Origin of the sequence: Rhodococcus sp. NPDC059968 (genome assembly GCF_042738615.1) — a bacterium.
Lineage (GTDB): Bacteria > Actinomycetota > Actinomycetes > Mycobacteriales > Mycobacteriaceae > Rhodococcus_F.
Genome location: NZ_JBHWUE010000011.1, coordinates 115,783 through 142,119 on the forward strand (window position 1 = coordinate 115,783; position 26,337 = coordinate 142,119).

At 68.5% G+C, this 26,337-nt stretch carries 26 protein-coding genes and 1 pseudogene; 9 read left to right on the plus strand and 18 right to left on the minus strand.

Annotated features, from left to right (window positions below; translation table 11 throughout):
- Positions 1-32 precede the first annotated feature (32 nt).
- The 5 genes from ACFWAY_RS13085 to ACFWAY_RS13105 all read left to right on the plus strand — a co-directional run bounded on the left by ACFWAY_RS13085 (position 33) and on the right by ACFWAY_RS13105 (position 5,437).
- Entirely contained in the window at positions 33-1,304 is a 1,272-nt protein-coding gene (locus ACFWAY_RS13085) for a magnesium transporter MgtE N-terminal domain-containing protein (protein WP_378451541.1), read from the plus strand.
- Positions 1,301-1,822 (plus strand): DUF1003 domain-containing protein, encoded by a 522-nt coding sequence (locus ACFWAY_RS13090; protein ID WP_378451542.1) that lies wholly within the window; start codon positions 1,301-1,303, stop codon positions 1,820-1,822. Before ACFWAY_RS13085 ends, ACFWAY_RS13090 begins: the two co-directional genes overlap by 4 nt.
- Positions 1,823-1,938: 116 nt before the next feature.
- On the plus strand, positions 1,939-3,111 hold the full coding sequence (locus tag ACFWAY_RS13095) for a lytic transglycosylase domain-containing protein (RefSeq protein WP_378510887.1): 1,173 nt from the start codon (positions 1,939-1,941) through the stop codon (positions 3,109-3,111).
- Positions 3,112-3,401: 290 nt separating this feature from the next.
- Positions 3,402-4,277 carry a lytic transglycosylase domain-containing protein gene (locus ACFWAY_RS13100; protein ID WP_378510888.1) on the plus strand — a complete coding sequence of 292 codons (876 nt, stop codon included), beginning with the start codon at positions 3,402-3,404 and terminating at the stop codon, positions 4,275-4,277.
- 23 nt (positions 4,278-4,300) lie between these two features.
- Positions 4,301-5,437: an Mrp/NBP35 family ATP-binding protein gene (locus ACFWAY_RS13105; RefSeq protein ID WP_378451545.1), complete on the plus strand. Its 1,137-nt coding sequence runs from the start codon at positions 4,301-4,303 to the stop codon at positions 5,435-5,437.
- Between the two features lie 66 nt (positions 5,438-5,503).
- Here ACFWAY_RS13105 and tatB read toward each other — a convergent pair whose 3' ends face one another.
- From tatB to sigE, 4 genes are all read right to left on the minus strand, one after another.
- Entirely contained in the window at positions 5,504-5,929 is a 426-nt protein-coding gene (tatB, locus tag ACFWAY_RS13110) for a Sec-independent protein translocase protein TatB (protein ID WP_378510889.1), read from the minus strand.
- A gap of 69 nt (positions 5,930-5,998) precedes the next feature.
- Entirely contained in the window at positions 5,999-7,522 is a 1,524-nt protein-coding gene (locus tag ACFWAY_RS13115) for a S1C family serine protease (protein WP_378510890.1), read from the minus strand.
- A 94-nt stretch (positions 7,523-7,616) separates the two neighbouring features.
- Positions 7,617-7,979: an RNA polymerase subunit sigma-70 gene (locus ACFWAY_RS13120; protein ID WP_378510891.1), complete on the minus strand. Its 363-nt coding sequence runs from the start codon at positions 7,977-7,979 to the stop codon at positions 7,617-7,619.
- A 16-nt stretch (positions 7,980-7,995) separates the two neighbouring features.
- Positions 7,996-8,628 (minus strand): RNA polymerase sigma factor SigE, encoded by a 633-nt coding sequence (gene sigE, locus ACFWAY_RS13125; RefSeq protein WP_378451549.1) that lies wholly within the window; start codon positions 8,626-8,628, stop codon positions 7,996-7,998.
- Positions 8,629-8,912: 284 nt separating this feature from the next.
- Between sigE and ACFWAY_RS13130 the strand changes: the two genes are divergently transcribed.
- Positions 8,913-9,551: an O-methyltransferase gene (locus ACFWAY_RS13130; RefSeq protein WP_378451550.1), complete on the plus strand. Its 639-nt coding sequence runs from the start codon at positions 8,913-8,915 to the stop codon at positions 9,549-9,551.
- 6 nt (positions 9,552-9,557) lie between these two features.
- Here the strand turns inward: ACFWAY_RS13130 and ACFWAY_RS13135 are convergent.
- Both ACFWAY_RS13135 and glgC read right to left on the minus strand, forming a co-directional pair.
- Positions 9,558-10,749, minus strand: a pseudogene (locus ACFWAY_RS13135) (hypothetical protein).
- A 660-nt stretch (positions 10,750-11,409) separates the two neighbouring features.
- Positions 11,410-12,624, minus strand: coding sequence for a glucose-1-phosphate adenylyltransferase (glgC, locus tag ACFWAY_RS13140; RefSeq protein ID WP_283332887.1), 1,215 nt, complete (start codon positions 12,622-12,624; stop codon positions 11,410-11,412).
- A 121-nt stretch (positions 12,625-12,745) separates the two neighbouring features.
- Here glgC and glgA point away from each other — a divergent pair, with 121 nt between their 5' ends.
- Positions 12,746-13,915 carry a glycogen synthase gene (gene glgA / locus ACFWAY_RS13145; protein WP_378451551.1) on the plus strand — a complete coding sequence of 390 codons (1,170 nt, stop codon included), beginning with the start codon at positions 12,746-12,748 and terminating at the stop codon, positions 13,913-13,915.
- Between the two features lie 9 nt (positions 13,916-13,924).
- Here glgA and ACFWAY_RS13150 read toward each other — a convergent pair whose 3' ends face one another.
- The 11 genes from ACFWAY_RS13150 to ACFWAY_RS13200 all read right to left on the minus strand — a co-directional run bounded on the left by ACFWAY_RS13150 (position 13,925) and on the right by ACFWAY_RS13200 (position 23,401).
- Positions 13,925-14,767, minus strand: a complete 843-nt coding sequence (locus ACFWAY_RS13150) for a putative RNA methyltransferase (RefSeq protein ID WP_378510892.1) — start codon at positions 14,765-14,767, stop codon at positions 13,925-13,927.
- A 90-nt stretch (positions 14,768-14,857) separates the two neighbouring features.
- Positions 14,858-15,025: a DUF3117 domain-containing protein gene (locus ACFWAY_RS13155; protein ID WP_003936084.1), complete on the minus strand. Its 168-nt coding sequence runs from the start codon at positions 15,023-15,025 to the stop codon at positions 14,858-14,860.
- 150 nt (positions 15,026-15,175) lie between these two features.
- Positions 15,176-15,751 (minus strand): DNA-3-methyladenine glycosylase I, encoded by a 576-nt coding sequence (locus ACFWAY_RS13160; RefSeq protein WP_378510893.1) that lies wholly within the window; start codon positions 15,749-15,751, stop codon positions 15,176-15,178.
- A complete protein-coding gene (locus ACFWAY_RS13165; RefSeq protein ID WP_005239244.1) occupies positions 15,748-16,059 on the minus strand; it encodes a DivIVA domain-containing protein in 312 nt (103 codons plus the stop codon). Before ACFWAY_RS13165 ends, ACFWAY_RS13160 begins: the two co-directional genes overlap by 4 nt.
- A 52-nt stretch (positions 16,060-16,111) precedes the next feature.
- Entirely contained in the window at positions 16,112-17,071 is a 960-nt protein-coding gene (locus ACFWAY_RS13170; protein WP_011598038.1) for a glucosyl-3-phosphoglycerate synthase, read from the minus strand.
- The gene (gene folP / locus ACFWAY_RS13175; RefSeq protein ID WP_378510894.1) at positions 17,068-17,967 is read right to left on the minus strand and encodes a dihydropteroate synthase; all 900 of its coding nucleotides are present in this window, start codon (positions 17,965-17,967) and stop codon (positions 17,068-17,070) included. Before folP ends, ACFWAY_RS13170 begins: the two co-directional genes overlap by 4 nt.
- Before the next feature lie 108 nt (positions 17,968-18,075).
- Positions 18,076-19,848, minus strand: a complete 1,773-nt coding sequence (locus tag ACFWAY_RS13180) for a long-chain-acyl-CoA synthetase (RefSeq protein WP_378510895.1) — start codon at positions 19,846-19,848, stop codon at positions 18,076-18,078.
- Positions 19,849-19,932: 84 nt separating this feature from the next.
- Positions 19,933-20,490, minus strand: a complete 558-nt coding sequence (locus tag ACFWAY_RS13185) for a TIGR00730 family Rossman fold protein (protein WP_378510896.1) — start codon at positions 20,488-20,490, stop codon at positions 19,933-19,935.
- Positions 20,490-21,290 carry a TIGR00730 family Rossman fold protein gene (locus ACFWAY_RS13190; protein WP_378451557.1) on the minus strand — a complete coding sequence of 267 codons (801 nt, stop codon included), beginning with the start codon at positions 21,288-21,290 and terminating at the stop codon, positions 20,490-20,492. Before ACFWAY_RS13190 ends, ACFWAY_RS13185 begins: the two co-directional genes overlap by 1 nt.
- 42 nt (positions 21,291-21,332) lie before the next feature.
- The gene (gene dapE, locus ACFWAY_RS13195) at positions 21,333-22,406 is read right to left on the minus strand and encodes a succinyl-diaminopimelate desuccinylase (protein ID WP_378510897.1); all 1,074 of its coding nucleotides are present in this window, start codon (positions 22,404-22,406) and stop codon (positions 21,333-21,335) included.
- Between the two features lie 41 nt (positions 22,407-22,447).
- The gene (locus ACFWAY_RS13200) at positions 22,448-23,401 is read right to left on the minus strand and encodes an SMP-30/gluconolactonase/LRE family protein (protein ID WP_378510898.1); all 954 of its coding nucleotides are present in this window, start codon (positions 23,399-23,401) and stop codon (positions 22,448-22,450) included.
- Positions 23,402-23,542: 141 nt separating this feature from the next.
- On the opposite strand from ACFWAY_RS13200, the gene dapD reads away from it, so the two are divergent.
- Positions 23,543-24,496: a 2,3,4,5-tetrahydropyridine-2,6-dicarboxylate N-succinyltransferase gene (gene dapD, locus ACFWAY_RS13205; RefSeq protein ID WP_061046243.1), complete on the plus strand. Its 954-nt coding sequence runs from the start codon at positions 23,543-23,545 to the stop codon at positions 24,494-24,496.
- 31 nt (positions 24,497-24,527) lie between these two features.
- Positions 24,528-25,892, plus strand: coding sequence for an amino acid permease (locus tag ACFWAY_RS13210; protein WP_378510899.1), 1,365 nt, complete (start codon positions 24,528-24,530; stop codon positions 25,890-25,892).
- Positions 25,893-25,910: 18 nt separating this feature from the next.
- Here ACFWAY_RS13210 and ACFWAY_RS13215 read toward each other — a convergent pair whose 3' ends face one another.
- Positions 25,911-26,324, minus strand: coding sequence for a DUF1622 domain-containing protein (locus ACFWAY_RS13215; protein WP_378510900.1), 414 nt, complete (start codon positions 26,322-26,324; stop codon positions 25,911-25,913).
- Positions 26,325-26,337 lie beyond the last annotated feature (13 nt).

Consider the following 26,337-nt stretch of genomic DNA (forward strand, 5'->3'; position numbering starts at 1 on the left):
GTATTTCTGTACAAGGATCTAGCCTGGCAATCATGGCAGCTGCGAACAAGGTTTTTGCAGCCAGGCTGGCCGGCCTGGTGGTGCTCGGCCCCGACGGGGAGTCGATCGGCCGCGTCCGGGACGTGGTGATCACCGCGCGCGTCGGCCGGCAGCAGCCGCGCGTCCTCGGACTGGTCATCGAATTGTTCACGCGCAAACGCATCTTCGTCCCGATGCTCCGCGTCACCGCCATCGAACCGAGCTCGGTGACACTCACCACCGGCAACGTCAGTCTGCGCCGATTCCAGCAGCGGCCCGGCGAGGTGCTCGCCCTCGCCCAGGTGGCGGATTCCCACGTGCGCGTGGACGACCCGGAACTCGAGGAGCTGCGGGACGCCGACATCATCGTCGTCGATCTGGGCATCGAGCAGACCCGCACCCGGGACTGGGTGGTGTCGAAGGTCGCGGTGCGCGGGCACCGCGGCCGGCTCGGTCGCCGCGCCACCATGCACGTCGTCGAGTGGCAGCACGTCCAGGGCCTCACGCAGACCGACCTGGCGATGCCCGGCCAGGGCGTCTCGGCACTGCTCACGCAGTTCGAGGGCATGCGGGCGGCCGACGTCGCGAACGCGATGCGGCTACTGCCGGAGAAACGCCGCCACGAACTCGCCCTCGCACTCGACGACGAACGCCTCGCCGACGTCGTCCAGGAACTGCCCTCCGACGACCAGACGGACCTGCTCATGCACCTCGAGGTCGAGCGCGCCGCGGACGTCCTCGAGGCCATGGACCCCGACGACGCCGCTGACCTCCTCGGCGAGCTTCCCGCGACCGAGGCCGAATCGCTGCTGCAGTTGATGGACCCACAGGACTCCGAGCCGGTCCGCCGCCTGCTCGAGCACTCCCCCGACACCGCGGGCGGTCTGATGACTCCGGAGCCGGTGGTCCTCACCGCGTCGACGACTGTCGCCGAGGCCCTGGCCCGCGCCCGGATCTCGGACGTCACCCCCGCTCTCGCGAGCATGGTGTTCGTCGTCCGCCCACCGACCGCGACGCCGACGGGCCGCTACCTCGGCTGCGTACACCTGCAGAAGCTGCTGCGCGAGCCGCCCGCAAGCCTGGTCGGCGGATTGCTCGACACCGACATGCCGCGGCTGGCACCCGAGGATTCCCTGACGTCGGTGACCCGCTACTTCGCCACCTACAACCTGGTGTGCGGGCCGGTGGTCGACGCCGAGGACCATCTGATCGGGGCGGTCACCGTCGATGATGTCCTGGACCACCTCCTCCCCGAGGACTGGCGTGAAGAGGAGATCGACGGATGAGCGAGAAGTCACCCAGCGCAGCCGCCCGGAGCCTGTCCGACCGACAGCGCCTCGACACCCCGCGGGGCAACCGCCGCTTCCGGGTCACGTACGACGTAGAGGCCGTCGGGCGGGCCAGCGAGAACTTCGCCCGCTTCCTCGGCACGGGCCGCTACCTGATGATCCAAACGGTAATCGTGATCATCTGGATCATCATCAACGTCTTCGCCGTCCGATTGCAGTGGGACCCGTACCCGTTCATCCTGCTCAACCTGGCGTTCTCCACCCAGGCCGCCTATGCGGCGCCGCTGATCCTGCTGGCGCAGAACCGCCAGGAGAACCGCGACCGCGTCTCCCTCGAGGAGGACCGCTCGCGCGCCGAGCAGACGAAGGCGGATACCGAGTTCCTCGCTCGGGAACTGGCAGCGCTGCGGATCGCGGTCGGTGAGGTGGCCACCCGCGACTACCTGCGGCGCGAGCTCGACGAGATCAAGTCGCTGCTGGGTGACGAGGAAGACACCCGTACCCGGCGCAAGTGAGGGTCGGCGAATCCCCGCAAACTGCGGCAGGGTCGATCACGTATATGTAACGTCAGTCACATCTTCTCGGATGTATGCGGTGTGCGAACAGGAAGAGCACCGCAGGGGGTGATCGAGTGCGGATACGTGGACTGTTGACGGTGACTGCCCTGACAGTGGGCGCAGTCGCCACCCTCGGGTCCTCGACCGGCGGTTCTGCTGTGAGCGGCGCGTCCGTGGACTCTTCCGCCTTCGCCTCCACGTCGGGATCGACGACGCTCGCAGCAGCGTCGATCACGCCGGGAACCACGCCGCAGGCTGCGTACTTCCCGCCGTCGGGAATCGTGGCGCCCACACCCCGGGTCGCGCGGTCCCAGAGGGCCGCTCCCCCACCGCCCGCGCCGCTGCCCGCGGTGACAAATCCCACATCGCCGACGTCGCCGACGTCGCCGTCCGGCACCGGGCTCATCGCCGCACCGGTGATCCTGAGCGCTCTGGGCATCCCGGAGATCGTGCTCAACGCGTACCGATCCGCGGAACTCGAGATGATGGCGGAGTCCCCGAAGTGCGGTCTGCCGTGGCACCTGCTGGCCGGTATCGGACGCATCGAATCGGGTCACGCCGGCGGCGGCCGGACCGACTCGGTCGGCACCACGCTCACCCCGATCCTGGGTCCCGTTCTCGACGGCCGGCTGGCGGGCAACGAGGTCATTCGAGACACCGACCGCGGCGCCACTGACGGCGACCCCGGGCACGATCGCGCCGTCGGACCGATGCAGTTCATTCCGTCCACGTGGGCCAAGTACGCGTCCGACGGCAACGCGGACGGCGTCGCCGATCCGAACAACGCGTTCGACGCGACGCTGGCGGCCGCCCGGTACCTCTGCTCGGGTGGTCTCGATCTCCGCGATCCGCTCCAGGAGACCCGCGCGGTCCTGCGGTACAACAACTCTGCTGCGTACGCCGCCAACGTCATCACCTGGTCGAACGCCTACAAGAACGGTGGAACTCCGACGCCGGGCCAGCTGTCGGAGTCGGCCTCGCCGTCGCCCGGACGTCTCGCCGACGCCGCCGCGGCCGAATCGGACCTTCCACGCGATCTCGCGACCACCCCGCAGCCGTCCACGGACGGTGCGGCCAGTCCCACGACGCCCGCTCCGGCCCCGCCGATTCCGGGGCTCCCGCCGCTGCCGCAGCTGCCCTGTCTGATCTTCTGCCCGCCCGCCGACCCCGGGGCTCCGGCATCCGCCGCACCCGACCCGGTCGAGCCCGCCCCGGGCACCCCTCCGGCCGACGCCGTTCCCCGGTAAACACTCCCGCCTCCGCCGCGCGCTCTGCTCGCAGGGCGCGCGGCGGCGTGTTCCGGCGCCGGATCCCTGACGAGCGACGGGCGCGGTCCGTCCGACACCCCGTCCCCTGCGCGTCGTGGCGTGACCTTGCTGTGTTCGTTACCCTCGCTGACGTGCCTTCGGAGTAACGGAACCGTGCGATACAAGCCCGTTTGATCACGGTTGGATAACGGAAACATATCGAATCAGGTAGCCTCGATCCGGTCAGTTGAACGGAACACCCCGAGACGGGGGTCGCAGGAGGCAATCGAGTGGGTCGGCACAACAAGAAGACGGATTCCCATATCCGCCGCAATTCGGTCATCGCGCTTACCGGACTCGTCCCCATCGGACTGATCACCGCAGCCAACACGGCCGGCGCCACACCCAAGGTTCCTTTCCTCTCCACGAGCTCCTCGTCGGAGGTCGCCGACGTCGCCCAGGAGGCGACCGACACCGCACCCGAGGCCGCGGAAGCCGTCACCCCCGCGGCCGAGACCGCCGCCGAAGCCGCACCCGCGGCCGAGGCCCCCGCTCCGCCGGCACTCGCACCTGTCCAGGCGACCCCGCCCCTCCCGGAGAGCATCGCCCAGGGCGCGCTCGGCATCCCGGCCATCAGCGTCGCGGCGTACCAGAACGCCGAGCGCGTGCTCGCGGTCGAACAGCCGGGTTGCGGCATGTACTGGACGCTCATCGCCGGAATCGGCCGCGTCGAGTCCACCCACGCCTACGACGGCAAGGCGGACGACAAGGGCAACATGCTCAAGCCCGTCCTCGGCCCCGTCCTGGACGGCAGCCTCGGCGGCAACGCGGTCATCCGAGACACCGACGGCGGCAAGCTGGACGGCGACGCCAACTACGACCGCGCCGTCGGACCGACCCAATTCCTGCCCGAGACGTGGAATCGCTACGCGGGCGACGGCAACGGCGACGGCGTCGCCGATCCGCAGAACCTCTTCGACTCCGCGCTGACCACCGGAAAGTATCTGTGTGACGGCGGATTGAATGTCAAGGATCCGATTCAGGCCGCCAAGGCCGTGCACCGCTACAACAACTCCGCCGCCTACGTGGCCAACGTCCTCGCATGGTCCGCCGGCTACTCCAGCGGAATCATCCCGGCGGCCACGGACCTGCCGCGCATCCACTGAGCGCACATCCCTACCATTGAGTCATGTCAGTCCTGAGCGAGTCCGCTGTCCGTAGCGCCCTGGCGCGCGTCCAGGATCCCGAGATCCGGAAACCGATCACCGAACTCGGGATGGTCAAGAGCGTCGACATCGCGGCCGACGACAGCGTCGACATCGCGATCTACCTGACCACCGCGGGCTGCCCGATGCGGACCGAGATCAGCGACCGTGTCACCAAGGCCGTGGCCGACGTCCCCGGTGTCGGTGCGATCCGCGTCGAACTCGACGTGATGAGCGACGAGCAGCGCACCGAACTCCGCAAGTCGTTGCGCGGAGACTCGGCCGAGCCCGTCATCCCGTTCGCCCAGCCGGGTTCCCTGACCCGCGTCTACGCGGTCGCGTCCGGCAAGGGCGGCGTCGGCAAGTCCAGTGTCACCGTCAACCTGGCCGCCGCACTCGCCGCCCGCGGACTGTCGGTGGGCGTTCTCGACGCCGACATCTACGGACACTCCGTTCCCCGCATGCTCGGCACCGACGCCAAGCCCACGCAGGTGGAACGCATGATCATGCCGCCCGTCGCGCACGACGTGAAGATGATCTCCATCGCCCAGTTCACCCAGGGCAACACCCCGGTCGTCTGGCGTGGACCGATGCTGCACCGCGCGCTGCAGCAGTTCCTCGCCGACGTCTTCTGGGGCGACCTCGACGTACTGCTGCTCGATCTGCCGCCCGGCACCGGCGACGTCGCCATCTCCGTCGCGCAGCTGATCCCCGGTGCGGAGATCCTCGTCGTCACCACCCCGCAGCAGGCGGCCGCCGAGGTGGCCGAGCGCGCGGGCGCCATCGCACTGCAGACCCGTCAACGCATCGTCGGAGTCGTCGAGAACATGTCCTGGATGGACATGCCCGACGGCAGCCGGATGGACATCTTCGGGTCCGGCGGCGGGCAGGCCGTCGCCGACCGCCTCACGAAGGCTGTGGGCGCGAAGGTGCCGCTGCTGGGACAGATCCCGCTCGAGCAGGCGGTCCGTGAAAGCGGCGACGGCGGAGTTCCCATCGTCCTCGGCCACCCGGATTCGCCTGCCGCGACGGCACTCCGCGACATCGCGGACAAGCTGGCCGTCCGCAAGCGGGGACTCGCCGGAATGTCGCTGGGGATCGACACCACCCGCCACCTCTAGGCGCTTCGCACCCGTGCGCCTTTCTGGTTGTTCCAGCAACCAGAAAGGCGCACGGGCCCGGAGGGCCTATGTTGCGTCGAGGTCGATCGGGGGGCGCTCGCCTGCCGCGAGCGGCTTGTTCTGCGGAGGAGTGGGCGTCGACGGATCGGCGCTCACGGCCTTCGTTCCCGACTTGTCGAACGACACCGGATTCGGCTTGTCGAAGTTGCCGGTGAGAATCGAATCGTCACCGTCGAGCAGGTGCTTGGTGATGACGGCGCGCGGTGTCATGCCGCGCAGCTGATTGAGGTCCGACAGCGGCTTACGCAGATCCTCGAACTCCGGACCGAGCTCGTCCTTGAGTTGCTGGCTGGCGCCGCTCGCATACTCGCGGACCTGCCTCAGTGATTTCGTTACCCAGCTGACCGCACCCGGAAGCCGCTCGGGTCCCAAGATGACCAGAGCCGCGACGAGGAGGACCATGAACTCGCCCCAACCAATGTTGCCGAACACGTGGTCAGCCTACTGTGCGGTGAGGGTGTGTGCCCAGGTGGCGGCGCGATCTCACAGCAACCTCTCGAGTCAGTCGGAGGCCGGGGTCACGTCGACATCGACGAGTCGGCCCTCGCGGATCAGCTGAACCCGGACGGGCTCGCCGATCTTCTGCAGGTTGACGGCGACGACCAGTTCGTCGGCGCTGGTGACCGTGCGGTCGCCGACCTTGACGATCACATCGTTCTCGACGATCCCTGCCCGCGCGGCCGGGCTGTCCGAGCGGACATTGGCCACCTGGGCGCCGCTGGTGTTGTCGTTGACGACGGTGCGGGCGTTGACGCCGATGTCCGGGTGGTGCATCCGGCCGTCCCGGATGAGGGTCTGAGCGACCGCGGTGACGTCGTCGATGGGAATCGCGAAGCCGAGTCCCACCGAGCCGCCGGACTCACTGAGCATGGCGGTGTTGATGCCGATCACCCGGCCGGTGTCGTCGACGAGCGCGCCGCCCGAGTTGCCGTGGTTGATGGCGGCGTCGGTCTGGACGGCGTCGATGACGGCGTTCGTGTCGGAACCCTCGCCGGACAGTCGCATCGGACGGTGCAGGGCACTGACGATTCCACGGGTGACGGTCTTGCTGAGCCCGAGGGGCGATCCAACGGCGACGACGTCCTCGCCGACCTGCACGTCGCCGGACTTGCCGAGTTCCGCGACCGTCAGATTGTCGGCAGCAACCTTGAGTACGGCCAGGTCGGTCTTGATGTCGCGACCGACGATCTGGGCCTCGGCCTTGGTCCCGTCCGAGAAGATCACCTGGATCTTGCCGCCGTCGGGAGCGGTGGCCGCGGCGGAGATGACGTGATTGTTGGTGACGATGTAGCCGGCGCCGTCGATGACGACACCGGAACCGGTACTGCCCTGGTCGCCGACCGCCACCTGGATGGACACGACGGCGGGCAGCACAGCGTCCGCGACCTGCGCGACGGGCGACTGTCCGAGGTCTTCCTCGCCGCCACCCTGGACGAGGGTGACGCTCTGGCTGGTGAGCGAGCTGCGATCGGCGGTGATCACGGCGGCGAGGAGGCCGCCGACCAGACCGATCGCGAGTGCGATTCCGCCGAGCACGGCGAGCGCCTTCGGCGCCACCTTGCCGCCGAACAGGACCTCGCGGGCACTGAGCGCGGGGGCGGGCGGGCGGGAATGTTCTTCGGCGTGCAACGCCGGTGAGCCGAGCTCGACGCCCGCGTCGGGGTCACGCCACGGGTCGGCGGGCGGTGCCTCGACCGCCGGGGCCGCGGGCTTCCGGTGGGGATCACGCTGAATGGTGTCGACCTCACCGTCCGGCCGGCCGAACGCCTCCGCCAGCACGGGGTCGGGGGCACCGACCTTCACCGAAGGCTCGCTCTCACGCCGGGCATCCGACGGGGCGAAGGAACCGGTGACGCCACCGGGTCTTCCGAACGCGCGGCTGGACGCTGAGTCGATCTGCGGCCGGTAGACGGGCCTCGGATCGAGCCGTGGGGCGTCTGCCGGGCGGAGCGTGCCCGACTCGTCCGCCACGGGACCGTCGGATGCCGTCGTATCGGAACCCGGAGTCTTGTAATCCGCCGTCACGCTGTCGTGTCCCCCTCGTGTGCGTCAGTCACGCGCCCAAGTATCACCGATGCCTCGCTGAGCGCGGACACCGCCGTCGTCGGACCGGATGCGCTCAACGGCGCCGGCGCCGGGACCAGATCCGGCTCGTGATCGAGTACGCGCTCGTGAACGGCGAATCCGGGGTGTGGGAGTCGAACGGCGACTTGTCGGCGGGATCGCCCTGGTTGCAAGTGGGGATCTGGCTCAGCAGACCGAGGAGGCCGGACGGCATGGCGACGTCGCCGCTGCGGCGCAACGCCCGCCGGGCCTGCTGCTGGGAGTCCACCTCGAACGCGCATTCCGCGCAGATCGACAGGTGGTGGGCGGCGCGCAGATAAGCGGACATGCGGAGTTCACCGTCGACGTAGGCGGCCATCGCCTCACTCGCCAGGTGTTCGGTGGAGCCAAACTGGCGAGGTACACGCCCCTGCGTCATTCGTCCCTCCTGGTAACTACCCGACGCCGATCTGATCGGAGTCAACCTTTCCGTTCACAGCCAGATGCTCACGCAGAGCCTGCCTGCCGCGGTGGATGCGGCTACGCACGGTTCCGAGCTTGACACCCAGTGTGGCACCGATCTCCTCGTAGGACAGTCCTTCGATGTCACACAGCACGACCGCGGCGCGAAACTCCGGGGCCAACGAGTCGAGCGCTGCCTGCAGATCTGCGTCCAGGCGGGCGTCGTGGTAGATCTCCTCGGGGTTCGGCCCGTCGGCCGGGACACGATCGTAGTCCTCCGGGAGCGCTTCCATGCGGATGCGGTTACGACGGCGAACCATGTCGAGGAAGAGGTTGGTGGTGATGCGGTGCAGCCAGCCCTCGAACGTGCCGGGCTGGTAGTCGGACAGGGAACGGAACACGCGGATGAACGTGTCCTGAGTGAGGTCCTCGGCGTCCTGCGCATCGCCCGACAGCCGGTAGGCCAGTCGGTAGACGCGGTCGCCGTGCTCGCGGACGAGTTCGTCCCAGGACGGCATTGCGGACTTCTCGCCTGTGGCATCGAATACAGCCGTGCCCGTCAGCTCGGCGTCCGACAGCTGCTCGTCGGTGTTCTTCTCGTCTGGAGCCATCGTGTTGTTGCTCATCGAGTTAAGTGGATCCTCCTACTCAGGACCGCAGATCACTGGACGTGGTATAGGCGTCAACTCCCGAGGGCCGGGATTTGTTCCCAGGCTCTCGGACTTTTCCTCCGTCGTCGTGATCTCCCCGCCGGGCGGTCTTCGGATCTGGCGTTGGACATACTCTTTCCCACCGCGATATGTGTGCGGTGTGAGCAAGCTGAGGTATTCCTGAGAATCGCGGCCGGGCAGGTCGCGGCACTGTTGTCGAGCGCGCCTTGCAGCGGCGATGACGAGACCCCGATAGCCTCATGTGCGTGCAGACAAACGCCGAACGGATACTCACCCACGCAGAAGGGGCTGTCCGTGAAGACGAGGCCCTCGGTGCGGCCAGGGAGCGGGCGGACGACCTCGGTGCCGGACCGGTACCTCCTGCGGTCGGTGCTGCTCTCGCCCTGTTTGCCCGCATGCTGGACGCCAAGACGGTCGTCGAGGTCGGGACCGGCGCGGGTGTGAGCAGTTTGTGGCTGCTCCGGGGCATGCGCGAGGACGGCGTGCTCACCACAATCGACAGTGAACCCGAGCACCAGCGGGCCGCCAAGCTGTCGTTTCGGACCAACGACATCGCACCCGCCCGGACGCGGCTGATCAACGGCCGGGCGCTCGACGTCCTTCCGCGGCTCGCCGACGGGGCGTACGACCTGGTGTTCGTCGACAGCGCACCGGTCGATCACCCGCACTACGTCCGCGAAGGGGTTCGCCTGCTGCGGCCGGGCGGCGCGATCGTGCTGCACAACGCCCTGCACGGCGGACGGGTCGTCGACCCGAGCCAGCGTGACGCGGCGACCGTCGCCGTTCGCGAGGCCGCGAAGGCGCTCGCCGAGGACGACAAGCTGATCCGCGTGTTCCTGCCGATCGGCGACGGCCTGCTCTGCGCGTCCAAGCTCTGAGAGCGTCTACGTAGATCTCACACTATCTGCCACTGGTGTGGCGGATAGTGGAGATGGACGTGTGTCACGGCTACCCGCATCACCGTGCGGCGGTGCGGGTTTGACCGTGTCCCACACCGACGCTTGTGATGCAGGAACATGCTGTTTCGGAGTCACCCCCAACCGCAGTGTCAGGGTGGGCAGGCTGTGGCGGACCCGACGGTGCCGCGGTCTGCTCGGGGGTGGGACCGTGTTTGTCTCGCGACGGGCGCACCGGCGCATGCTCGGCCACCCGGACCGCGGGTAACTGCGGCACCGAGCGTGGACGGGGACCAGCCGACCCCGACCGCGACGGTCGCCGAGTCCAGGTCGCCTGCCGGGACGAGTTCGGTCGCGGCGCACCGCCACAACAGACCCCGGCGGTCGAGGACCAGGGTCGGCAGATGCCAGTCGGTGACCGCCCTGCCGTGCAGGTGCGCGGGGATGGCGGCGGTCAGCCGCACCCGCCGCCACTGCGCCCGCCCCGCCGGGGCCGGGCCGGTGGGCAGCTTCACCGTCAACACCAGCTCACGCTCTGTCACGGTGATCTGCGCGAGCTGCCGATCGGCGGCCGACAGTTGGGCCATTGCCGCCATCCGGGGTGGATCCTGCACGTCGGTGATCCGCAACCGGCCGGCCGGTGCCGCGCCACCGCGGCGGGAGCGGGCGACGAGCTGGCGCAGTACGCCCCGGGCGAAACCCGCCGCCACAAAGTCGCCCGGCCCGGTCGGCGGCGCCACAGCCCCGGTGGCCGGGTCGAATCGGGCCGACAGCGCCGCGATCGCGGTATCCCGGTATCCCGGTAGGCCAGGGTCCGCAGGGTCGCCATCACCTGCGCGGTCACCACCCTGCTCACCCTCGACGGCACATAGACCGCGTCCGGGTAGTGCGGGTTCCAGCCGAGGCGGGCCGCGGCGACATGACCCTGAGCGGGCAGCCTGCGGTCCTGGCGGTCACGACCGGCGGCGAGCACTTCGAACGTCGCCGGTCGCCACAGCCGCGACACCAGCTCGGCGCCGGCCGCGGTGACCAGGTTCAGGAGCCACCCCACCCGGGTATCGACGTCGTCGAGGCCGATCGGCTCACCGGTCGCGTCGTCGACCGCCACATGGGCGCGGGTGGTCACCGAAAACTGCCGAGCCACCACCAACCCAGACTCGTGCTCCCCCACACCGCTCATCGGTTGCCCCTACCCCCACCGTGCTGCGGCATCGCCCCGGCGCCTGCGCTGATCCCGCTTCGACCGCAGCCGGCAGCACCGGCCGGGAAGCGATACACCAACACCCGTGAAGTCATCCACCAGCTCCTCCACCAGACAACTCATCGCCCCGATCGGAACCCGGACAGTACCTCCCACCTCTGACAACGAACGCTCGATCCACGCCACCGACGATCCCGGCCACCCGGTCTCGCCACGGCACCCGCACCACCGTGCATCGGCCCTCGTGCGTCATCGAGCATCCGCCCGCGCCCCGCCCGCTGCCCAGGTCCACACGCCGCGGTCCTCGGAGACCGGGTGCGCCACACCACCGGCACTCTCCCGCACCATCTTCACCCGGTTATCCAGCGCCTCCACCCGTCCGGGCGCCACCGCCACCGAACCCCGACACGGGGCCTGCCCGGGTAGACGTCCAGATCCGCGCGATCAAATATCGGGTGTCCCGCACCGGTACGCCGACACCGCAACCGACCCTCCGACGCCGCCCAACGCACCCCACCACCGACATGCCCAGGTACCCCGCAGCCTCACCAATCCGCCTGCCGCAGAAAGTAGTAGATACTATGAGATAGTCCTAGATTTTCGATCAACAGCGGAAAGCCCCGTTCCGGGGCCCTCCCGCTAGATCCAGACGCCCTTGCCGATGGCGACGACGCCGCCGTTGCTGACAGCGAAGCGTTGCTTGTCGCGCTCGAGGTCGACGCCGATGATCTCGCCGTCGCCGACGACCACGTTCTTGTCGAGAATCGCGCGGCGCACGACGGCACCCTTGCCGATGCGCACACCGGGCATGAGGACGCTGCCCTCCACCGTCGCGCCGCTGTCGATCATCACGTTGGAGCTGAGCACGGAGTTGCGCACCGTGGCCGCCGACAGGATGCACCCGGCCCCGACCACGGACTCCTGCGCGAGGCCGCCCTGCACGAACTTGGCGGGCGCGAGGTTCTCCGTCTCACCGCGGATCGGCCACCGACGGTTGTAGAGGTTGAAGATCGGGTGGACCGACACGAGATCCATGTGGGCGTCGTAGAACGCGTCGAGCGTTCCCACGTCGCGCCAGTAGCCCCGGTCGCGGTCGGTGGCGCCGGGAACGATGTTGTCCTTGAAGTCGTACACGGACGCCTCGCCCGCCTCGACGAGCGCGGGGATGATGTCGCCGCCCATGTCGTGGTCGGAGTCGGAGTTCTCGGAGTCGGCCCGGATCGCGTCGACCAGCACCTTGGTGGTGAACACGTAGTTACCCATCGACGCGAACGTCATGTTGGGGTCGTCCGGGGTTCCCGGCGGATGCGCCGGTTTCTCGAGGAACTGGACGATGCGGCCCGACTCGTCGCTGTCGATACAGCCGAACGCGAACGCCTCGCTGCGCGGCACCCGGATCCCGGCCACCGTCACTCCGGCGCCCGACTCGATGTGGTGCTGCACCATCTGCTCCGGGTCCATCCGGTACACATGGTCGGCACCGAACACGACGATGTACTCGGGATCCTCGTCGTAGACGAGGTTCAGCGACTGCAGGATCGCGTCCGCACTACCGGTGTACCAGCGCGGGCCCAGACGTTGCTGCGCGGGAACGGGAGTGATGTATTCACCCGCGAACCCGGACAGTCGCCACGTCTGAGAGATGTGGCGGTCCAACGAGTGCGACTTGTACTGCGTCAGAACACACAGGCGGAGGTATCCCGCATTGACCAAATTGCTGAGCACGAAATCGATCAACCGGTAGGCGCCTCCGAAAGGCACAGCGGGCTTCGCCCGATCCGCGGTGAGCGGATAGAGACGTTTGCCCTCGCCGCCGGCGAGCACGATTCCAAGCACATGTGGCTGGCTCCTCACCCTGTCAACCTATCGGGCGGCCACTCCCCCCGCCAGCGAAGCGCCGAGTCACCGTTTCTCCGATACCTGAATGTGTCCGAGAGCGGTGGCCCGAAGCGGCCCGGACGGTTACGTTAGGCCGGTGCGGGTGGCGATGATGACCAAGGAATACCCACCGGAGATCTATGGCGGTGCGGGTGTACACGTCACCGAACTGGTTGCTCAGTTGAAGCAGCTGTGTGAGGTGGACGTGCACTGTATGGGCGCTCCGCGCGTCGGAGCGGTCGTGCACACCCCCGATCCCGCGCTGGCCGGAGCAAATCCGGCACTCGCGACGCTGTCCGCCGAACTGCGCATGGCGGACGCCGCGACCGGTGCCGACGTCGTGCACTCCCACACCTGGTACACCGGCCTGGCGGGCCATCTGGCGTCCGCGTTGTACGACGTGCCCCACGTCCTCACCGCCCACTCCCTCGAACCGCGGAGGCCGTGGAAGGCGGAGCAGCTGGGCGGCGGCTACCGCATCTCCTCGTGGTCCGAGCGCAACGCCGTGGAGCACGCCGACGCGGTGATCGCCGTGAGCGCCGGGATGCGACTCGACGTCCTCGACGCGTATCCGTTCGTCGACCCGCACCGGGTCCACGTGGTGCGCAACGGGATCGACACGTCGGTCTGGCACGCAGGGCCCGCAGGTCCGAGAGACTCCGCCCTCGCGAAGATCGGCGTCGACCCGGACCAGCCGATGGTGGCGTTCGTCGGCCGTATCACGCGGCAGAAGGGCGTCGGTCATCTGATCGCCGCAGCACACCACTTCGCGCCCGAGATCCAGTTGGTGCTGTGCGCGGGAGCCCCCGACACCCCCGAGATCGCCGCCGAGACCGAGCAGGCCGTCGCCGCGCTCGCGGCGCACCGGGGCAACGTGTTCTGGGTGCGGGAAATGCTCCCCACCGACCAGGTGCGGGAGATCCTGTCGGCCGCAACCGTCTTCGTGTGCCCGTCCGTGTACGAGCCGCTGGGGATCGTCAACCTCGAGGCCATGGCCTGCGAGACCGCGGTCGTGGCGTCCGACGTCGGCGGTATCCCGGAGGTGGTGGAGGACGGTGTCACCGGCCGTCTGGTGCACTACAACTCGTACGAGCCCGAGGCCTTCGAACAGGCGCTGGCCGAGACGGTCAACGCAATCGCGGCCGACGTCGGCACCGCCCAGGCGATGGGCAAGGCCGGACGGGCGCGGGCGATCGCCGAATTCTCCTGGGCGGCCATCGCGCAGCAGACCCTCGACGTCTACCAGGACGCACTGTCCCGGCGCTGAGCGAGGAGATCAGAGCCGGGTGTAGGTGGACACCGTCACCGACGCCGTCACCGGATACTCCCGCGGCAGCGCCGCGATCGAGGACGCGAGCCGGCCGGGGGTGAGGTGCCGCGCCGACGGCCCCATCCCGACGAGCCGGGCCACGTCGAGGTGCGACAACGACATCGGGTACTCCACGGCCACGTGGCCGGTGCGCTCGAACCGCCCGGACATCGCGGCCCCGAGCCGCTCGACCTTCCGGTCGTCCACCCGGACCATGCCGAGCAGGTCCACGAGCTCCCCCAGGTGCCGCTCCGTGGGGGTGAGGACCACCAGGGACCCGCGCTCGGCGAGCACCCGGTGCGCCTCGTCGGCGTTGCGCGGCGCGAACACGCACAGGACGTGGCTGAGCACGTGGTCCCGCACCGGAAGGTGTTGCCACACGTCGGCAACCACTGCTCCGGCGCGTGGGTGTGCCTTGGCGATGCGCCGGGCCGCGTACTTGGACACGTCGAGGCCGATTCCCCGGCCGGCCGGGACGGCGTCGAGGACGCGCGCCAGGTAGTGGCCTGTGCCCGCGCCGATCTCGAGGATCCGGGGATCGTCACCGGGCCCGGTGCCCGCCACCACCGTTTCGGCGACGGCGTCCATCAGCGGGTCGAAGCTGCCGCCGCCCAGGAAGTCCGCACGTGCGGCGATCATTTCAGGGCTGTCGCCGTCGAACTTGCCGCCGGCCCCGGTCATCAGGCTCACATAGCCCTGCCGCGCCACATCGAAGGTGTGCCCCTGGTCGCACAGGATCGCACCTTCGTCGAGTTCCACGCGGGACCGGCACTGCGGGCACGCCAGCAGGTCGGTCACATCGGCCAGCACGAACGTTCGCCTCTCGGTTCCGGACACGGAACAGGCCCCGCACCGAGAACGGCGACGGGGCCTGCCCTGTGAGGTTCTCTCCGCACTCGACTAACTGGTGACGCCCTTGAGCTCTTCACCGAGTGCGGCAGCTTCCTCCGGGGTGAGCTCGACAACCAGACGTCCACCACCCTCGAGCGGAACCCGCATGACGATTCCTCGTCCCTCTTTGGTTGCTTCGAGGGGACCGTCCCCGGTCCGGGGCTTCATGGCCGCCATCCTCTGCTCCCTCCAGATCTGCGCTGCCTGCTTGCGCCTCGACAAATTTTGGCACCCCGCCAACACTCGGCGAGGCTTGTGACATCCATTCTTCCCTATGGACACGAGTACCGGGAACCTGAGTCACGAATAGGCAGGTCCACCGGCAGTTCAGGCCGTGATCGGGACCCAGCAGGCGGCCACGTGGTCGTCCACCATCCCGGTGGCCTGCATGAGCGCATAAGCAGTGGTAGGGCCCACAAACTTGAACCCGCGGCGCTTCAATTCCTTCGCCATCGCGGTGGACTCCGGTGTGACGGCCGGGACGTCGTCGACGGTGGCGAGGCGGCTCGGGCGCGGCGGCGGGGCGAACGACCACAGCAGGGTGTCCAGGTCGGTGTCCGACAAATCCAGGAGGGCCCGCGCATTGCTCACCGACGCCTCGATCTTGGCCCGGTTCCGCACGATCGACGCGTCCTCGAGCAGGCGCGTCACGTCCCGTTCCGTGTACCGCGCCACCACCTCCGGATCGAACCCGGCGAATGCGGACCGGAAGGCCTCACGCTTGCGGAGAATCGTGATCCACGACAGTCCCGACTGGAACGCTTCGAGACACAGCCTTTCGTACAACTCGTCGCGGCCGTGCAGCGGACGACCCCACTCGAGGTCGTGGTAGTCGCGGTACAGCCCGGACCCGTCCGTGTCGACCGCCCACGCGCACCGCACCCGGTCTTCGTGGGCTGTCACGAGGCATCACCCGGCCGTTCGGACGCGGCCTCGACGGCCGCCAACTGCTCACGCAGCGAATCGATTTCACGTCCCAGCCGGGACAGCGCCCAGTCGACCTCGCTGGCCTTGTAACCCCGCAGTGTCTGCTGGAATCGCAACGCCTCCACGTCGGCCCCCGTCACACCCTCGGCGGGCAGGGCCGTCAGTGTGGTGCCGGGCGGCAGGGGCGCGAGTTCCTCGGAACGGCCGAACACCGCACTGGCGGCGAGGAACAGCATCGCGCCGACGAACGCCATGACGAGCAGATAGAGCAGGGCTGTCACCATGCCCCGATCCTGTCACGGACGTCCGACAACAACCTCCCTCAGGTGAGCGCGGTCAGGGGCACACCGTGTTCATCGGCGGGCGATCGGCCAGTGCGACGTCCGTCGTCGTCGGAACGAAGGAGTCGCCGTCCACCAGGAACTGGGTCAGACCCGCCCCGGAGTCGGGCACCCCGCAGCGCCGCATCATCGTGCCGATGATCTGCCTGCTCATCACCCCGAGCTCGGACAGCGGGCGGTTACGGTGCTTGCGCACCCCCAGATTGACCTGGCCGATCGCACCGAGTCCGAGACGGTCGTACGTGTCGAGCAGCAGCCCGATCTCGACGCCGTAGCCGGGGGCGAACGGGACCGCCGACAGCAACTCCCGGGTGCCCGCGTACTCGCCGCCCAGCGGCTGCAGCACACACGTCAGCTCCGGCCGGAGCGAGGCCAGCATGGGGCGCGCCACGAGCTCGGTCACCCGGCCACCTCCGTTGGCGTCCTCCGTGCCGCTGAGGCGAAGTGGACGGCGGTAGTAGCCCTTCACGAGATGGATTCCGTCGGCCGTGAGCAGCGGTCCCAGCAGTTTCGGGACGAATGCCGGATCCGGGTTGATGAGATCCGAGTCGACGAAGGCGATGAGGTCACCGGTGCTCGCGGCGACGGAACGCCACAGCACCTCGCCCTTGCCCGCCACGGGCGGGAACGCCGGCACCGCCTCCTCCCGGCTGATGACAGTGGCGCCCGCCGCGCGTGCGCGTTCCGCCGTCAGGTCCGTCGATCCGGAATCGAGCACGATCAACTCGTCCACCAGACCACCGAGCAACGGGTGGATCGTGTCCACCACCGCGGCGACGGTCTCCTCCTCGTTGAGCGCGGGCAGGACCACCGACACGGTGCGCCCGGCCTTGGCCCGTTCGAGTTCGGCGATGCTCCACGACGGCTGGTCCCAGCTGTTCGCCTCGGCCCAGCTGCGAGGGGTTCGCTCCTCCGCCACCATCGTGCGGGCCGCCCGGGCCCCCACGGCACTCATGCCAGCCCCCGCACGGTGCGGGACGGTGCGCGCCGGCCTTGAATCGCGGCCACCATGTCCACCACTCGACGCGTGGGGGCAACTTCGTGGACACGGAAGACACGGGCGCCTCCTGCGGCGGCCATCGCTGTCGCTGCCAATGTTCCCTCCAACCGCTCGACGAGATCTACCCCTAGAGTCTCCCCGACGAAGTCCTTGTTGCTCAGCGCCATGAGCACCGGCCATCCGGTATTTACAAGATCTTCCACTCGCCGCAACAACTCGAGCCCGTGATAGGTGTTTTTCCCGAAATCGTGGGTCGGATCGATGAGGATCGAGTCGGCGGGCACACCCAGCCGGGACGCGTTCTCGGCGGCCGACACCACTTCTGCGAGGACGTCCGCGACGACGTCGGAGTACCGGACGCGGAACGGCCGGGTCCGCGGAACCGCTCCCCCGGTGTGGGAACAGACGATGCCGGCGCCCGTCTCCGCGGCCACCTCGACGAGCGCAGGGTCGGCGCCGGCCCACGTGTCGTTGATGAGATCGGCGCCCTCCGCGACGGCCAGCCGGGCCACGCCGCTGCGCCAGGTGTCGACGCTGATGAGCAACTCCGGGTAGCGCTCGCGGATCGCGGCCACGAACGGCACCACCCGCCGGGTCTCTTCCGCCGAGTCGACGACGTCACCCGGTCCGGCCTTCACACCCCCGATGTCGACGAGGTCGGCACCCTCGTCCACGGCCCGTTCGACCGCCGACATGGCGGCGGAATCGGTGAACGTGGCACCGCGGTCGTAGAACGAATCGGGTGTCCGGTTCACGATGGCCATCACGAGCGCACGATCGACCGCCACGGGTCGCCCGCACAGCGTGGGCGACGGGTGGTCGGGCGCGGGCGGTACGTCTCTCTCGGCCATGTCACCAATATTGGCACGCAGCGAAATCGGGGCCCGGCCTGCCACCGCCCGTGAGTACTTGTCAACCGCGGGGGCGGTTAACAAGTACTCACGGGCGGCGTAGCCGCATTACTTGGGGAGCGAACCCTTCGCCACTTCGTCGACGTACCCGTCGTATGAGGGCTTGTAGCCGTCGCTGCGCCCGGACAGCACGTGCAACGTGTCGGTGTCCTCGACGTCGTAGCCCTCCTTGCGGAGTTCCACCTTGCGGCTCTTGAACGTCGACGTCTGTTCGAGGGAATCGACGACGCGGACGAACAGCGGCACCGCGTACGACGGCAGACGCTGGAACAGCAACGCCGCGACGTCGGGGCCGTCGAACTTCTCGTGCTCGTGCAACGTCACCGCGGCCATCCCGGCGCGACCGTCGGTCCCGGGAATCTCGACGCCGTAGACGACGGCGTGCTCGACCGCGGGATGCGCGAGGAGCGCGCCCTCGACCTCGGTGGTCGCGACGTTCTCTCCCTTCCAGCGGAACGTGTCGCCGAGCCGGTCGACGAACGCGACGTGCGACCAGCCCTGGCGGCGCACGAGGTCGCCGGTGTCGAACCAGCAGTCGCCGTCGTCGAAGCCGTCGCGGACGAGCTTCTTGTCGGTGGCCTCCTCGTCGGTGTATCCGTCGAACGGCGCCCGGTCCGTCACCTTCGACAGCAGTAGTCCGACGTCGCCGGTGCGCACCTTCCGCAGCTTGCCGTCCGAGTGCCGCCGGGGCGATCCGCTGTCCTCGTCGTACTCGACCACGGCGTGCGGCAAGGGGCAGATGCCTGCCGTCCGGTCGACGTTGAGGGCGTTGACGAACGCGATGTTGCACTCGCTGGCGCCGTAGAACTCGGCCACCCGGGAGATCCCGAACCTGGTGGTGAACTCGGACCAGATCTCCGGACGCAGACCGTTCCCGACCATCAGCCGGATGGAGTTGTCGCGGTCACCGGGCTTCTCGGGCTGGTTCAGCAGGTACCGGCACAGCTCGCCGATGTAGGTGAACGCGGTGGCCCGGTTCAGTTCGACGTCGGCCCAGAACTTGGACGCCGAGAACTGCTTACCCAGTGCGAGCGTCGCCCCCGATCCGAGCACCGAGGACAGCGACACCGTCAGCGCATTGTTGTGATAGAGCGGCAGGCAGCAGTACAGGACGTCGCTGCCACGCAGCCGGACTCCCATGTTGCCGAGTCCGGACATGCTCTTGAGCCAGCGGAAGTGACTCATCAGGCTGGCCTTCGGGAGTCCCGTGGTGCCGGAGGTGAAGATGTAGAACGCCTTCTCCCGGGCCTGGATCTGCTCGCACGCCCCGGGGTTGTCGTCCCCAGCCTTCTCGGCGAGGCGGTCGAGGTCGTCGAAGTACAGCACCGAGGGCACGGCGGGCGGTTCGTCGAGCGAGTCCATGGCCTCGCCGCACGCCTCGGACACCACCAGGACCCGACTGTCGAGCAGCGAGATGCTGTGCGCGAGCACGTCTCCGCGCTGGTTGTGGTTCAGCATCCCGGCGGCGGCGCCGAGTTTGACCGCCGCGAGCGCAATGAGCAGCGTCTCGGGCGAGTTCTTACCCAGGATCCCGACGACGCCCCCGCGTGCCACTCCGAGCTCGGCGAGCGCATGGGCATAGCGGTTCACGCGGATGTTGGCATTCCGGTAGCTCAGCGATTCGCCCTCGAACCGCAGGAACGTGCGGCGCGGGTGCGCCGCGGCGGCGCGCTGGAAGACGAGGCCGATCGATTCCTTCGCGTCGGGGGTCCGGATCAGGCCGAGGACCCCCTTCGCCATGGTCGGCAGCTCCGGAATCATGGCCGGCAGCCGCCTCGCGAGGTCGACCACCCCGATCGTCGAACGAGCTTCAGAACGCATGACATCCCCTCAGGCCTGCAGTATGAGTCAGGTCACCTTACTGCACGGTAACAACGTGCGCCACGACATGGACCGGACGGCGCCTCAGGACACGCAGGCGTCCAGCGCCTCCTCGACATCGGCGCGGACGAGCAGCCTGTCGAGGGCGCGCTGGGCCACGAAACCGCCGCCCCGCAGCCCGTCGAGCCAGTCGAGCAGCCCCGTGTAATGACCGTGCGGATCCAGCAGGACCACCGGTTTCTCGTGCATGCCGAGGTAGCCCGCGGTCCACGTTTCGAACAGCTCCTCGAGCGTGCCGATACCGCCGGGCAGCGTGACGAATGCGTCGGCCCGGTCCTCCATGACCTGCTTGCGCTGGCGCATGGTGTCGGTGACCACCAGTTCGTCCGCGTCGACGTCGGCGACTTCCCTGTGTACCAAAGCTTTCGGGATGACACCGACGGTCGTCGCCCCCGCCGCGCGGGCGGCCTCGGCCACCGCACCCATCATCGAGACGTTGCCACCGCCGGACACGAGTTGCCAACCGCGCTTTCCGATTTCGGTGCCGACCCGGGACGCGAGTTCCAGGAAGTGGTCGTCCACGGGGCCGGATGCACAGTAGACGCACACCGAGAACGGCCGCGGTGGAACAGTTTCCGGCATCACCACTGGTCCTCCGTACCGAGCAGGGCAGCTTCGTCGACACCGTGCTGCGACCGTATGACGATCTGCACCGCTTCCTCGACGCTGTCCGTGACGTGCAAGAGATTGACGTCACCTTCCGAGATCTTGCCGCTGCGTTGGAGAGTTCCCCGTAACCAGTCCACGAGCCCGGACCAGTACTCGGTGCCGAAGAGGACGATCGGGAATCTCGTGACCTTGCGCGTCTGCACCAGAGTCAGCGCCTCGAACAGTTCGTCGAGCGTCCCGAACCCGCCGGGCAGGCAGATGAACGCCTGCGAGTACTTCACGAACATCGTCTTGCGCGCGAAGAAGTAGCGGAAGTTGATGCCGAGGTCGACCCACTCGTTGAGGCCCTCCTCGAACGGCAGCTCGATGCCGAGGCCGATGGAGTAACCACCCGATTCGCTGGCGCCGCGGTTGGCCGCCTCCATGACGCCGGGGCCGCCGCCGGTCATGACGGCGTAGCCGGCCTCGGCCAGGCGGGCACCCAGCGCCCGTCCCGCCTCGTACTCCGGGTGGCCGTCCGGAGTGCGAGCGGAACCGAAGACGGTGACCGCGCGCGGCACCTCGGCCAGGGCACCGAACCCCTCGATGAACTCGCTCTGGATCCGCAGTACCCGCCAGGGGTCGGTGTGCACCCAGTCGGTCGAGCCCCGCTCGTCGAGCAACCGCTCGTCGGTGGTGGTGGTGTCGTCCTTGCGGGCGCGCCTCAACTGCACCGGACCCCGGTGCTTCACGGTCGAGGACTTCCGGCCGTGAGTGTTCTTCTCGGGTGCCATGCGCCCCAGGCTAGCGGGTGGCCCGTTCGGGGCACCGGGCAGTCACGGGGCGCTCAGATAGGCGCGCAGCACCGTCGTCACGTCGGTGATCTGCTGCATAGGCACGTGCTCGTCCCGCTTGTGGGCGAAGTTCGGGTCGCCGGGACCGTAGTTCACGGCCGGGATGCCGAGCGCGGAGAACCGCGAGACGTCCGTCCACCCGTACTTGGCGCGGAACTGCCCGCCCGCCGCCTCGATGAGGGCAGCGGCCGCCGGGTCGCTCAACCCGGGCAGGGCTCCCGGTGACAGGTCCGTGACCTCGAAACCCAGTTCGAGGCCGTCGAAGACCTCCCGCACGTGGTCGATCGCCTGCTCGGCGCTGCGGTCGGGGGCGAAGCGGAAGTTCACGTCCATCTCCGCCGCGTCGGGAACCACGTTGCCCGCGACGCCGCCCGCGATCCGCACGGCGGACAACCCCTCCCGGTACACGCAGCCGTCGATGTCCACCGACCGCGCGGTGTAGTCCGACAGCCGCTGCAGAACCGGGGCGAAGCGGTGGATCGCGTTATCGCCCAGCCACGATCTCGCGGAGTGCGCGCGGGTGCCGCGGGTGGTCAGCGTCACCCGCAACGTGCCCTGGCACCCCGCCTCGATAAGGCCCCCGGTCGGCTCGCCGAGGATCGCGACGTCTGCGCGCAGCCACTCGGGGATCTCGCGTTCGATCCGTCCGAGCCCGTTGTGGACGGCCGCGATCTCCTCGCAGTCGTAGAAGACGAGGGTCAGATCGTGCGCGGGGTTCTCGATGGTGGCGGCGAGGTGCAGGAACACCGCGTCGCCCGACTTCATGTCGACGGTTCCGCATCCGTGCAGCAGATCGCCCTCACGCCGCGAGGGCACGTTGTCGGCGATCGGCACCGTGTCGAGGTGACCGGCGAGCATCACCCGGCTCGGCAGTCCCCGATCGGTCCGGGCGAGCACGGCGTTGCCGTTGCGGATGATCTCGAAACCGGTGGTCTGCTCCCGCAGCGCCGACTCGACGGCGGCGGCGATCGCCGACTCGTCGTGCGAGACGCTCGGGATGTCCACCAGGGCGGCGGTGAGGTCGATGGGATCGGCGTGGAGGTCGAGTGGGCTCACCCGTCCACCCTAGGCCGACCCGTCCGCCTGCTCGGGCGCTGCTACCCGTCGAAGCCGCCCGGGATCTCGTAGATCGCACCGTCGAAACCGATGCGGAACAGCCGTCCCGCCGAGAAGCCTCCGGACCCCTGCCCGTAGACGACCATGCTCGACGTCGGCAGGCCGGACGCCAGCACGCAGTACTGTCCCGGCGAGTCGAGGCGCCAGATCTCACCGCGCACGTTGGCCGGGACCACCGGACGGCCTCTCGAGTCCAGGGCCAGGCCGTCGGGAGCGGCGAAGTTGTCGAGACCGGACAGCTCGAGGATGCTCTCGGGCGCTCGGGGGTTCGCGAGCGGGATCCGGCTCACACCCGGATTCACGAACGTCCGCGACACGTAGAGGTACCGATCGTCCGCGCCGAGCACCGCGCCGTTGGCGCTGGGCAGCGTCGCCCAGTTGGGCTCCACCCGCCCGTCGGGGAACACCCGCCCGATCTGGGTTCCGAAGTCGTTGGTGGCGTATGCCGTTCCGTCGGCGGCGACATCGAGTCCGTTCGCCGCGCTCAGGCCCGACGCGAACGGAGTGAGCACGTTGGTCGCGGTGTTCAGCTTCGCGATCGCTCCCGGTCGCACGATGTCGCCGAGGAACACGCGGACGTCCGCGCCGTACCCCACCAGCAGTGAGCCGTCCGACGCCCAGGCCAGCGCCCCGGCCCCGCCGTCCGGCACCGTCGCGACCGGGACCGCGGGGGCTCCCGGGGCGTCGAGGCGGAACACCTGCCCGCTCACGAGGTCCGTCGTGTAGAGGCGGCCGCCGCCGTCCACGGCGACTCCTTCGAGCGCCGCACCCGGCACCCGCCCGACGAGAACCGGTGCCTGGCCGGCGCCCGGGCACACCGGAGCGGCGGACGCCGTCTGCGGCGCCACCACCGACACTGCCCCGGCGAGCAGCGCGCTCGCGGCCACGGCCCGCAGGCCGCCTCCGACCAATCGACCCCATTGCGAAATGCGCATTGCCACGACCTTTCCCGGTGTGTCCCACGTGCCCCGTGCATGGTCCCCCACATGGCCGGAACCCGCTCGGTTTCGATTCGATCACGTCCCGATAACGACCGCTGGGAATGCCCGAGTAATGAGGCAGTAACCTTTACTGCCGTGAGCACACAGGGAGCATCAGCAGTAGGCATCGCCAACGTGACCGTCGGCGGCACGGTCCTCGACACCTGGTTCCCGGCACCCGAGCTGGGAAACTTCGACGAGGCGGGCACCGTGCGGATCGAGGGTGGCGACATCCCCTCCGATCTGGCACTTCTCGCCGGACCCGACGAAGCGCGTGAGGTCGACCAGGTCGTGGTGCGCACCACCATCGCCGACCTGTCCGCGCCGCCGGTCGACGCACACGACGCCTACCTGCGCCTTCACCTCCTCTCGCACCGCCTCGTGACCCCGCACGGCGTCAACCTCGACGGCCTGTTCGGCCTGCTGTCCAACGTGGTGTGGACCAACTTCGGTCCCTGCGCGGTCGAGGGCTTCGAGAAGGTGCGGTCGCGCCTGCGCATCCGCGGTGTGGTCACCGTGTTCGGTGTCGACAAGTTCCCGCGCATGGTCGACTACGTCGTCCCGTCCGGGGTCCGCATCGCCGACGCCGACCGGGTCCGCCTCGGCGCCCACCTGGCAAGCGGAACCACCGTGATGCACGAGGGCTTCGTCAACTTCAATGCCGGCACGCTCGGCAACTCCATGGTCGAAGGCCGTATCTCCGCGGGCGTCGTCGTCGACGACGGATCCGACGTGGGCGGCGGCGCCTCGATCATGGGCACCCTGTCCGGTGGCGGCAAGGAGACCATCTCCGTCGGCAAGCGCTGCCTCCTCGGCGCCAATGCCGGTCTCGGCATCTCGCTCGGCGACGACTGCGTCCTCGAGGCCGGTCTGTACGTGACCGCGGGCACCAAGGTCACCGGGCCGGACGGCACCGTCGTGAAGGCCAAGGAACTCAACGGCCAGTCCAACCTGCTCTTCCGTCGCAACTCCGTGTCGGGAGCCGTCGAGGTCGTGCCGTGGAAGGGCACCGGCGTGGAACTGAACGCCGCTCTGCACGCAAACGACTGATCCGGTGAGCGGTACGCGGACACCCTTCACCATGACCGATTCGACCAGCACACTCGGCCGGGGCCTGAAGGTCCGTCATCTCACGATGATGGGCCTCGGTTCCGCGATCGGTGCCGGACTGTTCCTCGGCACCGGTGTCGGTATCGCGACCGCCGGTCCCGCGGTCCTCGTCTCCTACCTTCTCGCCGGCATCATCGTCGTCTTCGTGATGCGCATGCTCGGCGAGATGGGAGCGGCGATCCCCGCCAGCGGATCCTTCTCGCACTACGCGCGGATCGGCATCGGCGAGTGGGCCGGATTCGTGATGGGCTGGCTCTACTGGTTCATGCTGATCATGGTGCTCGGCGCCGAGATCACCGGCGCCTCCGGCATCGTGAGCGGCTGGCTGCCCGGTGTTCCGCAGTGGGTCGTCGCCCTGGTGTTCGTGATCTTCTTCGCCGCCGTCAACCTCGCGAAGGTCAGTAACTTCGGCGAGTTCGAATTCTGGTTCGCCGCCATCAAGGTCACCGTCATCATCGCGTTCCTGGTGATCGGCGTGCTGCTGGTGTTCGGCCTGCTGCCGGACACCGAACCGGTGGGCACCACCAACCTGTTCGGCCACGGCGGCTTCATGCCGGAAGGCTTCGCCGGTGTCGCCGCGGGACTGCTCGTGGTGGCGTTCGCCTTCGGCGGCATCGAGATCGTGACCATCGCTGCCGCCGAATCCGAGGACCCCGAGCGCTCGATCGCCGTGGCGGTCCGCAGCGTCGTCTGGCGTATCAGCGTCTTCTACCTCGGTTCGATCTCGATCATGATCCTCGTCCTACCCTGGGACTCGTCGGACCTGAAGAGCGGACCGTTCGTGGCGGTTCTCAACCAGGCCCACATCCCGTACGTGGCCGGGTTCATGGAACTGGTGGTCGTGGTCGCGTTGTTGTCGGCGTTCAACGCCAACATCTACGGCACGTCGCGGATGGCGTATTCGCTTTCCCGGCGCGGCGACGGTCCCGCGTTCATGGCCCGGATCTCGAATTCCGGAGTGCCTCTCAACGCGGTGCTGCTGTCGGTGTTCTTCGGTTTCGTCAGCGTGCTGCTCAACTGGTGGCTGCCCGACGACCTCCTGGGACTTCTTCTGAACGCCGTCGGTTCGGCGCTCCTGGTCATCTGGATCTTCATCGTCGTGTCGCATCTGAGGCTGCGCCCGCGGCTCGAACGCGAGGGCAAGCTGACCGTGCGGATGTGGCTGTTCCCGTGGCTCAGCTACGTCACGCTCGCAATGCTCGCCGGTTTCGTCGTGCTCATGCTGTTCGACAGCGATGCCCGCACCCAGCTGATCTCGACGTGCGTCCTGTTCCTCGCCATCGCGGCGCTCGGTGTGCTCAACACCCGGCTGCGCAAGCGGTCGCAGACGGTGTGACCGGTTCGGGCCGGCGACTCACCGGCCCGAACTCGGCTCCTGCCCCGCGGACGAGCGCGCCGCACGGGCGAGCACCTGCGGTCCGGTCACCAACGCCTTCCGCCACGGTGCGACACCCTCGATCTCGATCTCGATGGACAGGCTCAGCACAGTGCGAATCAGCACGATCACTCCCAGGACGGCGGCATCGGTCAGCGACGGTGTGGAGGTGACCGTCTTGACGATGTCGGCCGCGACGAGCAATTCCAGGCCGAGCAGGATCGCGCCCCCGAGCGACTCCCGCAGGGTCTTGAACGCCTGAGCACCGTCTCGGGTCCTCCTCCACGCGCGCACCGCGAGGAAGAAGGCGAAGAGAAACCCGACAACCATCGCGATGACACCGAGCACTTCGAACAATCCGGTTGCGAGTTCGAAGAACCTGACAGTGTGCATGGTGTGAGTGTTC